Genomic DNA, 14927 nt, shown 5'->3' with positions numbered 1-14927 from the left:
TGGTCTGTTTAGGAGAAAAGATGAAAAAGGACTTTAATGGTGGGTTTGTTCATAAGGTAATGAACAGTTTCTTTCCTCCAATATTAATTCTGCTTGCGCTCGCAATTGGGGTGGTATCGCTTGTGATGACGCCTAAAGAAGAAGACCCGCAGATCATCGTCCCAATGGCGGATGTTATCATTCAAGCACCGGGTCTAAGTGCTAAACAGGTTGAAAAGCAGGTCACCGAACCACTAGAAAAATTGTTAAGTCAAATAGACGGCGTTGAGTATGTCTATTCGACGTCTATGCGTGGTGCTGCTCAAGTTATTGTAAGGTATTACGTTGGAGAAGGGCGAGAAGATGCACTAGTAAAGCTTTATAACAAGCTTTACGCGAATCAGGATAAGGTACCTGCGTCGGTTACTAGCTGGATAGTTAAGCCAGTAGAGATAGATGATGTTCCCATTGTTGTCGCTGCACTCTACTCAACCAATCCTCAACAAATCGGTAGCTACGAATTACGTCGAATCGCACAACAAGCGACTCAAAGGCTAAAGGCACTAGACAGTACAAATGTGGTTGAAGTCATAGGCGGACAGTCTCGTATCGTCGAAATAGAGTTAAATAGCTCGGCGATGGCAAGTCGTAAAACCACAATAGATGATCTACAGAATGCGTTTACTGTCAGCCATAACAAGCAAAACTCTGGACTAGTCCATCAGTCGGGGTTGGTGTACGAACTGGAATCCGGACAATTCTTCACTAAGGTAGAAGAACTTGGCGAACTGGTCGTTAATGTTGTGGATGGACGGCCAGTGTTTCTGCGCGATGTTGCTGTTATCTCAGATGGGCCGGAAGAAGCAACGGATGATACTTGGTTTCAATTTGGTTCTGCGAATGGAGACATTAGCGAGACCTATCCTGCGGTCTATCTCTCTGTCGCCAAACAGAAAGGCTCTAACGCCGTAACCGTTGCTGAAAGCGTATTGCAAGAGCTTAATAGCCTGAAACGGGAACAACTACCGGAAGGTGTTGAACTCAGCGTCATTAGAAATTACGGTCAAACGGCAGATGATAAGGTATCGAATCTTGTATCAAGTTTAGGTATTTCAATCCTAACTGTTGTCGTGTTTGTGGGTCTGTTCTTAAACTGGCGAAGTGCATTGGTGGTGGGTATCGCTATTCCAATCAGCTACGGTGCCGCGTTAGGGATGGACTTGGCGTTCGGTTACTCTATCAATCGAGTCACCTTATTTGCTTTGATCCTCGCACTTGGCTTAATCGTTGATGACCCCATTGCCAGTATCGATAACATCGAGCGCTATCTAAAACGAAAAGACCTTTCACGAACGAAAGCGATTGTTTTAGCGATGGCCGAAATTCGCAGTGCTTTGCTTATGTCGACCGTCGCCATCGTGATTGTCTTTACCCCGATGTTTTTTATTACAGGCATGATGGGGCCATACATGGCGCCACTCGCATTTAACGTGCCGATAAGCGTCGTATTCAGCACCATTGTTGCCTTTATGATAACCCCATGGTTAGCGCGTAAAATATTGCGAAGGGCAAGTGATGATGGTGCATACGATGTACAAACAACCTTATTGTATAAATGGTATAAAAAGTTACTACACCCACTGCTGAATAATCGACGTAATAGTTGGTTATTCTTAGGCCTTGTTGCGGTTCTCTTTGCGGGTGCTGCTCTGCTCCCAGCTTTAAGGCTTGTCCCTTTAAAGCTGCTTCCGTACGACAACAAAAATGAGTTTCAACTCGTTGTAAATATGCCCGAGCAGTCCAGTTTTGTTAATACATCAAATGCATTGCGAGATTTCTCGGACTATCTGGTTAACGTTCCTGAAGTTATATCAGTTTCTGCCTTTGCAGGGGTTGCATCTCCAATGGATTTTAACGGTATGGTTAGACATTATTTTATGCGCAGTCAGCCTAATCAGGGTGAACTTCGCATTGTCCTTGCTGATAAAGACAGACGGGTCCAACAATCTCACGAGATAGTCACTAGATTAAGAAATGATATCGAGCTTATTGCCGCCAAGCATTTTGCCGATATTCAGTTAGTCGAGGTCCCACCGGGCCCACCTGTGATTGCGACCATCACGGCGGAGGTGTACGGCGAAGAGACAACCAGTTACGACGCGCTCCAACAACAAGCCTTGAAAGTGGCGGAAAGATTAAAGCGAGAGGAATTTGTCTCGGAAGTCGATACCTCCATTCAAGGTAAATTTGAGACGTGGCAATTCGTCGTTGATAGAGAAAAGGCCGCTCTGTCAGGAATCTCGGTGTACGACATTAACGAAACGATTCGGACGGCCAATCAAGGTTTTGTACTAGGGCACCTCCAGGCTGAACGAGAAATCAATCCTTTGCCAGTAAAGGTAAGGTTGGCAAAACATAATCGTGACGATCTGAATAAGTTAACCGCGCTTTATGTACGTGGGCGGGCAGGTATCGCTAAGAATGAAGTTCATGGTGCCTTGGTCGATGCCCCTCAACCCTTGGTACAGGTTTCTGAATTAGGCACGTTCGTAAAACAAGCTGTTGAACAGCCTATAAACCACAAAAACTTAAAACCTGTCGTTTACGTTTATGCAGAATCGGCCGGTAGGGTACCTGGTGGAATTGTTGCTGATGTGATGTCCGATAGAGATGCAGAAACGTTAAGCGAACGAAACCCTGTTAGCACGCGACATTATCTAAATAATGGTGCAGGCGATGGCTGGTCAGTGGAACCCGGTACTACCGTCGTTTGGAGCGGGGAAGGTGAATGGAAAATAACGGTAGATGTGTTCATTGATCTTGGTATTGCGTACGGCGCGGCGCTGCTGGGTGTGTTTGTTGTCATGCTTATTCAAACCGGCCTTCCAGCGGTATCTGGTATTATTATGCTCGCGATTCCATTAACCGTCATTGGCATCATGCCAGGGTTTTGGTTGCTCAACGTGTTTAGTGACGATATCAATGGCTACCCAAACCCAGCACTTTTTACGGCGACGGCGATGATAGGAATGATCGCCTTAGCCGGTATCGTCGTGCGAAACTCACTTGTGCTGATTGAGTTTATCCAACAATCGTTAGCGGAAGGTAAAGCGCTAACCGATGCGCTTATTGAGTCTGGGGCGGTTCGTATGAGGCCCATTTTACTTACGGCAGGTACAACGCTATTGGGAAACATAGTGATTACTCTTGATCCCATTTTTAATGGTTTAGCATGGGCGATTATATTCGGTATAACTGCCTCAACCGTATTTACCTTGTTGGTCATTCCCGTGGTTTATAACCTCGCGTATCGCGATGTAAAAGGACATGGTTTACCCATTCAAGAAGAGGAAGAAGCATGAAGAAGTCAAAGATCTTATTGGGTTTAGCCCTATTCTTTATATTGGGATTGTTGTTTCTATATATGGCCGGTTATTTTACCGCGAAGTTACCAGAGCAAGGGTTACGACACTCGGTTGATTATCCTCAAATCGAATCCGTTGCAATCGTGCCGCAATCGATGTCCGTCAACTATGAATTCACCGGCACTGTGGCGGCGGATCAAAAGGCAATTATATCTGCGCGACTAACCGCTAAGGTGGCGGAAGTCCTCGTTAATGTCGGATCGGTTGTAAAGCAAGGTGATGTATTAATGAGGTTAGAAAGTCGAGACCTCGACGCAAGAGTAAAGCAAACAGAGCAAGCTTTATCGTCTGCTCAGGCAATATTGAATGCGGCACGTAAAGAATATCGACGAGTAAAGGAGCTGGTGAGTAAGAAGCTTCTATCTCAATCTCAGTTTGACAAAGCAGAAAGCGATCTAAAAACGGCGCAAGCTTCATTTAGGCAAGCGGAAGCGGCAGTGGTTGAAGCCGAAACGACTTTTGGCTTTAGTATGATAACGGCGCCTTTTGATGGGCTCATTACTCAGAAGAATGTCAATATGGGGGACACGGCCTCTCCGGGTATGCAATTGCTGAGTATGTATAACCCTGAAAAGCTTCAACTACAGGTTAATATTTCAGAAGCTCAAATTAGAGATGTCCACATTGGTTCCAGTTTAGCCTATCAGTTGCCAACGTATGATATTGAAGGAAAGGGCGATGTTGTCGAGATATCACCTGCCGCAGACAACAGTTCCCGAAGTTTTGTCGTTAAACTAGAGATGGATACCACCTCTCTGGTGTATCCCGGAGTCTATGGCAAGGTTGTGCTGTCAAGCGGTGAGCAATCGGTGCTTATTTTACCTGAAAATACGGTATATCAAGTCGGTCAATTAGATTATGTGAAAGTCATTCAAGATGGTGTTATTCACAATCGTTTGGTTCAACTTGGTGCAGGAAATATATTGAGGAAGGGTGTAAATATAGGGGATGAACTTGTTTTGAATCCACTAGAATTAAAATTTGCCGAATAAAGTAAGAAGATTCTTCTTTTTTAATGTCTATTTTGTCAAAATCAGGTGGGCATTTAATCTTATCAATAATAAGAGGATTTTCTTGCATCTTACTTAAAAAAAGCAAGAATAGAGAACTTATCATAAAACACGCTGAGTATTATGACTAAAACAGCCCAACGCCGCGACGAGATTTTAGATGTAATTCAAAAAGAGGGGCTCGGTAATGTAACCGATCTCGCCAATAAGTTTCTTGTGTCTCATGTCACGATAAGAAGCGACCTTAACGTGTTAGAAAAACAAGGTTGTGTTGTTCGCTGTTACGGCGGTGCAACTATTAATAAGAGATTCACTTTTGATAGCTCTCTAGAAGAGAAAGGACAAATCAAAGCGGATGCTAAAACGAAAATCGCCCTAAAAGCGTTAGAATTTATTAATGATGGTGACACCATCATTCTAGATTCTGGTTCAACGACTGAAAAAATAGCACAAAACCTACCGAAAGATAAATCCTTGGTGGTAATGACCAATGCAATCAATATCGCCTATCATTTGGTGAGCAATGAAAATATCGAAGTTATGGTGACTGGTGGCACAGCACGAAGTAATGCCTTTTCATTACATGGTGAAGACGCAGAAGAGCAACTAAACAAATATCGTTTTGATAAGTTATTCTTAGGTGTTGATGGGTTTGATCTTGAAATGGGCGTGACGACTCCCCATAAAGGTGAAGCTCTGGTTAATCGCGCGATGTGTAAAGTAGCAAAGACGGTTATTGCCGTTTGTGACTCCTCAAAGTTTGATCGAAAAAGTTTTTGCATAATTGCCACTCTAGCCCAGATAGATATATTGATTACGGATAAAGACATCCCTCAGCATTATGTCGACGTACTACAAAAACTCGGTATTCAGATTGAAATATCGGATTCTTAAACCTCATTTATTTTTGATTCATCTTAATTAACAACGATCAAATTCTAAAAGTGTGACATTGATCAGTTAGACAACTGAAATGTCCGATGAACTCTTGCTTATTTGCAACCTTTCACTTACTTCCTTTCAATTCCCTGCATTACAGTACTTTATTAGCAATATTACGAATATATTAACAAAATCACCTTTCATTTAATCGAAAGTGAAAGTGAAAATGCTTTCGTTTTGATGCGAGTTGGCTTGTGATCGACCTAACAAATTTTATTCTTTTCTGATGATTAAATACAAAACGTAAGAAAACGAAGCAAATTTTATTTATATCGAAATGAAATGAAAGTTAGGGTGATAAAGATGACAAGTTCTGAGCGCAGGCAAAAAATAGTTGACTTTATTCGCGTAAATGGCGAAGGAAAAGTTGAAGATTTTTCAGCTCAATTTTCTGTGTCGACAGTGACTATTCGTCACGATTTAAAATTGCTTGAGCTTCAGGGTTGTATTTACCGCTGCTACGGTGGAGCAACGATAAATGCCAACTTCGCGTTTGACCAACCCCTCTATCGCAAAGGTCTTATTAACAAAACGACTAAAGAGAAAATTGCTATCGCTGCTGCTTCGATGATCCAAGACGGTGAAGCAATCATCTTAGATTCTGGGTCAACAATTGGTTACATGACTGAATACTTGGATACAAAGAAAGATCTGGTCGTGATGACGAATGCCATTAATACCGCCTACCAACTGACCGCATACGAAAACGTTGACCTTTTTGTTGTTGGCGGAAACCTTCGACGTTCATCTTGTTCCTTAATTGGTAGTCAGGGAGTGCAGCAGGTCAAAGATTATCGTTTTGATAAATTGTTTTTAGGAGTAGACGGTTTTGACTTGGAGGCAGGAGTAACGACACCAAATCAAAACGAAGCTCAAGTAAATCGAGCGATGTGTGATGTGTCTCGTCAGGTTATTGCTGTCACTGATTCTAGTAAATTTGGCCGTAAAAGCTTTTGTATGATACTTGCGGTTAGCGAAATTGACGTACTCATTACTGACAGTCAGATACCAACCCACTATTTAGAAGCCCTTACCGCTCTTGGTGTTGAAGTTATTCTTGCAGATCAAATTTCCCATTAGGAATAAAAATGAAAACTCTATTAAATCTTATTAAAAAACATAAAAGTGGTGAATCTGTCGGGATCTATTCAGTTTGTTCAGCTCATCCAATTGTTATCGAGGCTGCGCTGAGACAAGCAAAAATGGACCAACAATTAGTTCTAATTGAGGCAACGTCAAATCAGGTAAATCAAGATGGTGGTTATACCGGAATGAAACCAACCGATTTTGTTGAGTTTGTTTTTCAACTTGCTGACAAAGTTGGTGTGGAAAGAAAAAATGTGCTGCTTGGTGGTGACCATCTAGGACCTAACTGTTGGCAAAAACTAGACGCTAATGTTGCGATGGATAAGTCTAAAGTTCTTATTCAAGAGTATGTTGCTGCAGGATTTAAAAAAATTCACCTAGATTGCTCGATGTCTTGCCTTGGCGACCCTATCCCATTGAGTGATGAAATTGTCGCAAGTCGAGCGGCTAGACTTTGCGAAGTAGCCGAACGCACTTGGTCAGAATCGGGTGGTGAAGCGCCAGTGTATATTATTGGTACTGAGGTACCTGTTCCCGGTGGTGCACAAGAAGATCTTGACGATGGCCTTCTCGTTACGACGCCTGAAGCAGCAAAGCATACGATAGATGTACACGAAAAAGCGTTCACTCAATTAGGTCTAGAACATGTCTGGTCAAGAGTTATAGGGTTAGTTGTTCAACCGGGTGTGGAATTTGACCACCATAAGGTTATCAATTATCAACCTTTAAAGGCTCAACAGCTTTCAAGCATGATCGAAGAATACCCAAATATGGTATTTGAAGCGCACTCAACGGATTATCAAGTCGATAAATCGTACCAACAGCTGGTTAATGACCATTTTGCCATCCTTAAAGTAGGACCAGCACTAACATTTGCGTTAAGGGAAGCCCTTTTTTCCTTAGATAAAATTGAGCAAGAGTGGTTGGGTAGTGTTGACTCTTCTCACCTTAGAACAACGTTAGACCAAGTAATGAGGGAGAACCCAGACTATTGGCACCCTTATTATAAAGAAGTAGGGCATCAACAGTACCTAGATTGCTCATACAGCTTGAGTGATCGAGTTCGATATTATTGGCCGCACCAGAAAGTACAACAGGCCTACGAAAAACTAATCAACAATCTAGAGCTTCACCCCGCTCCAATTACGCTGTTGAGTCAATATATGTCGGTTCAAGCAAAAGCAGTCGCTGCTGGCGAGATAGAAAACACACCTAAAGATCTAATCATCCACAAGGTAATGGAAGTTACCAATGTATATGCGCAAGCATGTTATTAATCGATTCACGTGAGTCAGGAGTACACGTTATGAGTAACTATTTAGGCTATGACGAGTCTTGGTTGATCGAAAACAAAGGCATTCATACTGCAAGAGAAATCCAGCAGCAACCGGCTTTGTGGCGTCAACTTATCGGTAGTCTTTTTGAAAAAAGAGTTGAAATAGATGCCTTCATGGCATCGATTTTATCCAAAAAAGAGTTAAGAATTATATTAACTGGTGCGGGTACATCGGCCTTTGCGGGTGAGGCGATAGCGCCTTATTTACAGCAGTTCAATGACTTCAACGTTAAAGCTATTGCCTCTACGGATATTGTTTCCAACCCGTCTCTATATCTTGATAGAAATAAGCCAACATTGCTCGTTTCCTTCGCTCGTTCTGGAAATAGCCCTGAAAGTGTCGCCGCGGTTGAATTAGCCGATCAGCTTGTCCCTGATTGTCATCATTTATTCTTAACCTGTAACGCGGAAGGTGAGTTGTCGAAATACGCCAAAAAACACGAAAATTCATTGTGCGTTTTGATGCCGGAATTATCGAATGATCAAAGCTTTGCCATGACGTCTAGCTTTACTTGTATGACGATGTCTGCTCTTGCGATATTAGGTGAAAAAAACTTAGAAGTTACGGCGAACTCAGTTGAAAAAATTGCATCGGTTTGCGAAAAGCGAATCCCAGAGTGGACAAACTTGGTTTCGAATCTTGCGAAAAAAGATTACAAACGCTTAGTCGTGCTAGGTAGTGGCGGTTTTGTTGGTTTAGCCAGAGAAGCATCGCTTAAAAGCCTTGAGCTAAGTGCCGGGAAAGTGATGACGGCATACGACTCCTCTTTAGGCTTTCGTCATGGACCTAAGTTTACTATCAATAGTGAAATGTTGGTTATCCAGTTCTTATCAAGCCATCCTTACACTCGAAAATATGATATTGATTTATATGACGAAATTTCGTCTGATGATCAAGTTCTTGGTTTAGTGGCATTGAGCGAAGAGAGTTTCACAGGATTAAACACGGTAGAACTCGGTCACACAGGGTTAGAGGAAGTTTGGTTGAGTTTCCCTTACATTATTTTTGCTCAGATGTTGGCATTTGAAAAGTCGCTACAACTTGGGCTCGGTCCGGATAATCCATGCCCTACAGGCGAAGTTAATCGCGTAGTAGAAGGGGTTAACATTCATTCGTATAAGAATAACAATTGCTGATAACGCGGTCGTTATTAAAGGATATCAAATGACAAATATCGTATTAAGCAGAATAGATGAGCGCTTAGTGCATGGCCAAGTTGGCGTGCAGTGGGTAGGATTTTCAGGGGCGAATATCGTTGTTGTTGTAAACGATGAAGTAGCAAATGACGAGATTCAGAAAAGCTTGATGGAGATGGTGTTAGCAGAGGGCATTGCTATCCGCTTTTGGACAGTACAAAAGACCATCGACAACATAGGTAAAGCATCAGATCGTCAGAAGATCCTACTCGTTTGCCGAACCCCAAAAGACTTCAGAATGTTGGTAGAGGGTGGCGTACCTATTAGCAATATTAATGTTGGCAATATGCATTATGTAGAAGGTAAGAATCAAATCGCTAAAACTGTCTCAGTTGATAGTGATGACATAGAAGAATTTGACAAACTAAAAGCACTTGGCGTTACCTGTTTTGTGCAAGGTGTACCGACTGAAAGTGCAACTGACATCTTTACTCTACTTAAATAATAAGGGATATAATTATGGAAATAGGACTACTTCAAGCAACAATGCTTGGCATCCTTGCTTTTTTTGCGGGACTGGACCTGTTTAATGGCCTGACTCACTTTCACCGTCCGGTGGTATTAGGACCGTTAGTCGGTCTTATCCTAGGAGACCTAAATACAGGTATCTTAGTGGGTGGGACGTTAGAGTTAATATGGATGGGACTCGCGCCTTTGGCCGGAGCCCAACCACCAAACGTCATCATCGGCACGATTGTAGGCGCAGCGTTTGCAATCACTACTAAAGTGGAACCCAATGTAGCCGTTGGTGTTGCGGTACCTTTTGCTGTCGCAGTACAAATGGGTATTACACTACTTTTTTCTGCAATGTCGGCCGTCATGTCTCGTTGTGATGACTACGCAGAAAACGCAGATGGTGATGGCATCGAACGAGTCAACTATTTTGCTTTGGCAGTTTTAGGTACATTCTACTTTTTGTGCGCCTTCTTACCTATCTACCTTGGTGCAGAACATGCGGGTGACATTGTACAAAAATTGCCTAAAGATCTTATCGATGGCTTAGGTGTCGCAGGCGGCATCATGCCAGCAATAGGCTTCGCCGTATTAATGAAAATAATGATGAAGAATGTGTACATTCCATATTTCATCCTTGGATTTGTGGCGGCCGCTTGGTTAAATCTTCCTATTCTTGCAATCGCTTGTGCTGTAACCGCAATGGCAATTATCGACTTCATGCGCAAAACCGAACCAACTCCAGTAGCAGCGTCAACAGAGGACTTTAACGATGGAATCTAATGTAAGCAACGAACTTGATTTGCGCCAACAAAATGCAAATGTTCAACCTGCTCCAGGTGTTAGTGACGATGAATATGAAAATAAAAAAATAGGCGCAGAGTTAACTAAATCTGATATCAACAGAATGGCATGGCGTTCTTTGTTATTACAAGCCTCTTTTAACTACGAAAGAATGCAGGCTTCAGGTTGGTTATACGGAATTCTGCCTGCACTTAAAAAGATACACCCGAATCAAGCTGACTTAGCAAAGTCTATGAAAGGTCACATGGGATTCTTTAACACCCATCCATTTTTGGTGACGTTTGTAATGGGCATCGTGTTAGCGATGGAAGGGTCTAAACAAAACATCAATAGTATCCAAAGTACCAAAATAGCGGTTGGGGCACCTATGGGTGGTATTGGCGATGCAATGTTCTGGTTAACGTTGTTACCAATATGTGGAGGGATAGGCGCCGACCTAGCATTACAAGGGTCAATAATGGGTGCTGTCTTCTTCATGGTCTTATTTAACGTGGTTCATTTTGGACTTCGATTTGGACTGGCACACTATGCTTATCGTATGGGTGTTTCCGCTATACCGATGATCAAAGCGAATACGAAGAAAGTAGGGCATGCGGCATCTATGGTTGGTATGACAGTTATTGGGGCGTTAGTTGCAACCTATGTCAGATTGTCTACCACCGCAGAAATTAACGCCGGTGATGCTGTTGTAAAACTGCAAGCCGATGTAATTGACAAGCTAATGCCTGCTTTCTTGCCTCTTGTTTATACCTTAGCAATGTTTTACTTGGTTAAACGTGGTTGGAGTCCTCTACGTCTAATCTCGATAACTATGGTGATGGGTGTCGCGGGTCGCTTCTTGGGTATTCTTTAACTAAATAATAGGGTTGGTAAACCAGCCCTATTAAGGAAATAAAAAATGATTGCAGTAATCCTTACAGGTCACGGTGGATTTGCTTCTGGTATGGAGAAAGCGATTCTACAAATTGTGGGTGAGCAAGAACAGTTTAGGGCGATTGATTTTCCTGTAGAGATGACGACCGTGCAGTTAACCGCCGCGATAGAAACTGCCATATCTGATATTGATTCAAATGATGGCATCGTATTTTTGACCGATTTACTTGGTGGAACTCCCTTTAGAACCGCTTCGCTATTGAGTCAAGATCGAGACGATATAGAAGTTGTGACTGGCACAAATCTTCAAATGGCCGCAGAAATGTTACTAGAAAGAGACGAACTTAATGTGATTGAGTTCAGAACCATGGCTCTAGAATGTGGACATAGAGGAATGACAAGTCTCGCAGAACAGCTTGAAAATAAAAAGGCGCAGGAAGTTGAAGATGATGGCATTTGATACGCAATACTACCGAGCGTCGAAAATTCTCGTTGAAGAGCAATGGCACAGCGATTCAATAATTGGAGTAGATACTCGCGGTGAAATCGCTTTTATAGGTCCTAGTGACGAATTCACACTTCCTTATACAGACTTAGGTGACTGCTCTTTGTTACCTGGAATGATTGATTCACATGTCCATGGAGCGATGGGATGTGATGTGATGGACGCAACACATGAAAGTTTAGAAGTAATGTCGACTTTTTTTGCAAAGCATGGTGTTACGGGATTCGTTGCCACTACGGTAACCGCTCCAATGAAGAAAATTCAATCGGCATTGATTCAAATTGGCAAAAGCAGAACGTTGGGCTTGTCTGGTGCACAGCTTCTTGGCGGTTATTTAGAAGGTCCCTATTTTACTTCGAAAAACAAAGGTGCCCATCCAGATCATCTATTTAGAGAGCTCGACATTGAAGAACTAGATGCTTGGATCGCTGATTCAGATAATAGCTTAGTCTCTATCGCGCTAGCGCCGGAAAAGCCTGGGTCGACTGTTGCTATTCGCCACTTAAAGAAAAGAGGCCTAAAAGTAATGCTTGGACATACTGATGCGAGTGCTGATGAAGTAGAAAAGGCGTTTGCAAATGGGGCAGACGGCATTGTCCATTGCTACAACGGTATGCGAGGGCTTCACCATAGAGACTCTGGAGTTGTCGGTGTGGGACTTTGCCATCATAACAGTTACGTTGAAATTATCGTCGATGGACATCATGTCCACCCAACTGCGATTGATGTTGCTCACCGATGTTGTGGAGATAGATTAACGTTGATTACGGATGCTATGCAGGCCGCTGGAATGCCGGATGGAAAATACCAGCTAGGGGAATATCAAGTAAACATGAATGATGGCGTTGTAACAACTGAATTTGGCAGCTTAGCCGGAAGCACTTTAATTCTCATTGATGCCGTAATAAACCTAGCCAAATGGTTAAACCTATCCTTTGAACAAGCGTGGTTAAGAGCGTCTCTTACGCCGGCGAAATCTTTAGGTATTGACCAATCATATGGCTCTCTCTCAATAGGGAAAATGGCCTCAATGGTTGCCGTTTCCAATTCTTATCAAATTTTAAATACTTGGGTCAACGGAAATCTAGTGTATTCCGCTGACACACAAATATCTTCGGAGGAAGTATGTATCTGATTTCATCACGTGAAATGTTAAAACGCGCACAAATAGGTGGTTATGCTGTACCTGCCTTCAATATGCATAATTTAGAGACGGTTCAAGTTATAGTAGAGACCGCGTCTGAAATGGGTTCGCCTGTTATTCTGGCAGGAACGCCAGGAACCTATAGCTACGCGGGCACCAATTATCTTGTCAATATATGTAAAGCCGCGGCTAAAAAGCATGCAATCCCTCTGGTCATTCACCTTGACCACCATGAAGAGTTCTCAGATATTAAGCAAAAAGTAAATTGTGGTATTCGCTCTGTAATGATAGATGGTTCTCACTATGCTTTTGAAGAGAATATCCAAGTGGTAAAAAAGGTTGTTCAGTACTGTAACCGCTTTGATGCAAGTGTTGAGGCAGAATTGGGTAGACTAGGTGGCCAAGAAGATGACCTCATCGTTGATAGCGCAGATGCATTAATGACAGACCCTTCTTCAGCCGCTGAATTTATTCGTTCAACGGGTATTGATTCTTTAGCGGTCGCAATCGGTACTGCGCATGGATTATATAAGTCGGAGCCGAGACTAGATATGGATAGATTAGCCAAAATCCGTGATGTGGTTGATATACCGCTTGTTTTACATGGTGCGTCTGGTGTTCCAGATGACATTGTTAGACGCTGTATTGAATTAGGTATTTGTAAGGTGAATGTCGCTACTGAGCTAAAAATTGCATTTTCTGATGCGGTTAAATTGCATTTTTCTGAAAATCCTGCCGCAAATGATCCTCGTAAATATATTGTACCGGGAAAAGAAGCGATGAAAAAAGTTGTTATCGACAAAATTAGAGTTTGCGGAAGCGAAGGAAAAATATAACAAGATCAATTAACATTAGGGTAGAAAGGTACAAATTGGAGGAAGTAATATGCTTCCAGTTTGCACCTTATATATTCACAATAACGTCCCAACAGCACTGTGCTTACTAGTGCGACTACAATTAACCCCTTTATTTCAGAGTCATCTTTGCTCATTATCAGAGAGGGAAACCGAAATAGGACAATGGTCACTTAGTTGATAGCTCAAAACCTGTTGTTTGGTATACACGTTTTGTTTGGCTTGACTGGTCGCTAAATCTGAACTTATTACGATGTGGTCAACGAGGTTCTTATATTTGTGGGTTCTGTTTGGGTTTCGTTTTGAACGAACAACACAGTGTGCTTCTGTTTTTCGACTGGCTAAAATAACGTGGTTTTGAATTGTCTTAGTTAAATCGTGGTAAAACCAATCATTAGGAAAGGCGAGGGCGTGATTAAAATCGCCAGCCATAATAAAGCTCTCCTTTTTATGCACTCGTTCTCGCAGCCAATAATTCAGTTTATCCGCTTGCTGTTTTAACGTTGAACACGACGATGATTTTCGGTAGCGACCTCTACATCCTGCTTTTAAATGTACAGACAACAGATGAATGTTAGATGTAATCCTTTTTGTCGCGGGGTACGCCTCTTTATTCATAATTGCAGCGATGTTATTGATAATGATGTAGGTAGCAAATCTCATTTTGCTACTGGCCGCTTTATCTAATCTTATGTCATGTGGATCTTCTACATTAATGCCATGTTTAACGGCAATACCAGTGTACTGATTGATATCGTGGAATTGATGGTTTCGAAATGGCTTCTGAACACGGTCGGAAAGATAAACACGATAACGAGGGCCAACAAGGTTCAGGATAACCTCATTTGAATCGACCTCTTGAAAGAATAAAATAGAAGGCGATAATTGACGAAAATGAATTGCTAACATTTTGATATCTTTTGACGTACGATTTTTTGACAATGTGCTTACTTCTCCGCGACTACTCAACCACTCAAAATTCCAACTTGTGATTAACATTGAATCGGCGAAAGCAAATTCTGTGGATAAAGTGCACGTAACAAAAAGTGAGCCAAAAATCCATTTTGTAATTAGTAATTTTATCATTATCTTTGTTGACTCCTTGCCAACGCTTATGTCATCAGGGTATCAAAAATTTCAACCCCAAAAAGCGCATTTTTGTGTGAAATTTCTGTTTCTTTACGCAATGAGATCTTCTCCAGAAAGATCGAGTGATCTTGGTGTTCACTTAGTTTTTATTGATCTAGATCAAGACTTAAGGTTGGCTGTTTTCGTTAAATACGTACACAATATGTAGTGTGAATTTTAAATGTTAATAC

General features: G+C 42.1%; 13 protein-coding genes. 12 read left to right on the top strand and 1 reads right to left on the bottom strand.

Going from position 1 to position 14927, the window contains the following annotated elements; genetic code table 11:
- Nucleotides 1–20 precede the first annotated feature (20 nt).
- From L3V77_RS17955 to L3V77_RS17900, 12 genes are all read left to right on the top strand, one after another.
- Entirely contained in the window at nt 21–3341 is a 3321-nt protein-coding gene (locus L3V77_RS17955) for an efflux RND transporter permease subunit (RefSeq protein WP_275137629.1), read from the top strand.
- Nucleotides 3338–4396 carry an efflux RND transporter periplasmic adaptor subunit gene (locus tag L3V77_RS17950; protein ID WP_275137628.1) on the top strand — a complete coding sequence of 353 codons (1059 nt, stop codon included), beginning with the start codon at nt 3338–3340 and terminating at the stop codon, nt 4394–4396. Before L3V77_RS17955 ends, L3V77_RS17950 begins: the two co-directional genes overlap by 4 nt.
- A gap of 141 nt (nt 4397–4537) precedes the next feature.
- The gene (gene agaR, locus L3V77_RS17945) at nt 4538–5308 is read left to right on the top strand and encodes a transcriptional repressor AgaR (RefSeq protein ID WP_275137627.1); all 771 of its coding nucleotides are present in this window, start codon (nt 4538–4540) and stop codon (nt 5306–5308) included.
- Nucleotides 5309–5659: 351 nt separating this feature from the next.
- Entirely contained in the window at nt 5660–6436 is a 777-nt protein-coding gene (gene agaR, locus L3V77_RS17940) for a transcriptional repressor AgaR (protein WP_275137626.1), read from the top strand.
- An 8-nt stretch (nt 6437–6444) separates the two neighbouring features.
- Complete coding sequence (locus L3V77_RS17935; RefSeq protein WP_275137625.1) at nt 6445–7719, top strand: D-tagatose-bisphosphate aldolase, class II, non-catalytic subunit; 1275 nt, start codon at nt 6445–6447, stop codon at nt 7717–7719.
- 29 nt (nt 7720–7748) lie between these two features.
- On the top strand, nt 7749–8915 hold the full coding sequence (locus tag L3V77_RS17930) for an SIS domain-containing protein (protein ID WP_275137624.1): 1167 nt from the start codon (nt 7749–7751) through the stop codon (nt 8913–8915).
- Between the two features lie 28 nt (nt 8916–8943).
- Nucleotides 8944–9420, top strand: a complete 477-nt coding sequence (gene agaV, locus L3V77_RS17925; protein WP_275137623.1) for a PTS N-acetylgalactosamine transporter subunit IIB — start codon at nt 8944–8946, stop codon at nt 9418–9420.
- 14 nt (nt 9421–9434) lie between these two features.
- Nucleotides 9435–10211: a PTS N-acetylgalactosamine transporter subunit IIC gene (gene agaW / locus L3V77_RS17920; protein WP_275137622.1), complete on the top strand. Its 777-nt coding sequence runs from the start codon at nt 9435–9437 to the stop codon at nt 10209–10211.
- Nucleotides 10201–11085: a PTS N-acetylgalactosamine transporter subunit IID gene (gene agaE / locus L3V77_RS17915; RefSeq protein WP_275137621.1), complete on the top strand. Its 885-nt coding sequence runs from the start codon at nt 10201–10203 to the stop codon at nt 11083–11085. Before agaW ends, agaE begins: the two co-directional genes overlap by 11 nt.
- Before the next feature lie 45 nt (nt 11086–11130).
- The gene (gene agaF, locus L3V77_RS17910) at nt 11131–11565 is read left to right on the top strand and encodes a PTS galactosamine/N-acetylgalactosamine transporter subunit IIA (RefSeq protein ID WP_275137620.1); all 435 of its coding nucleotides are present in this window, start codon (nt 11131–11133) and stop codon (nt 11563–11565) included.
- Nucleotides 11555–12745: an N-acetylglucosamine-6-phosphate deacetylase gene (gene nagA, locus L3V77_RS17905; protein WP_275138252.1), complete on the top strand. Its 1191-nt coding sequence runs from the start codon at nt 11555–11557 to the stop codon at nt 12743–12745. The genes agaF and nagA overlap by 11 nt, the downstream gene beginning before the upstream one ends.
- Nucleotides 12736–13590 (top strand): tagatose bisphosphate family class II aldolase, encoded by an 855-nt coding sequence (locus L3V77_RS17900; RefSeq protein WP_275137619.1) that lies wholly within the window; start codon nt 12736–12738, stop codon nt 13588–13590. Before nagA ends, L3V77_RS17900 begins: the two co-directional genes overlap by 10 nt.
- A gap of 141 nt (nt 13591–13731) precedes the next feature.
- Here L3V77_RS17900 and L3V77_RS17895 read toward each other — a convergent pair whose 3' ends face one another.
- Nucleotides 13732–14694 (bottom strand): endonuclease/exonuclease/phosphatase family protein, encoded by a 963-nt coding sequence (locus tag L3V77_RS17895; RefSeq protein WP_275137618.1) that lies wholly within the window; start codon nt 14692–14694, stop codon nt 13732–13734.
- Nucleotides 14695–14927: the final 233 nt, after the last annotated feature.

The organism is Vibrio sp. DW001 (genome assembly GCF_029016285.1).
Lineage (GTDB): Bacteria > Pseudomonadota > Gammaproteobacteria > Enterobacterales > Vibrionaceae > Vibrio.
The sequence above is the reverse complement of the archived record's forward strand: the minus strand, read 5'-3'. Positions and strand labels throughout refer to the sequence as shown.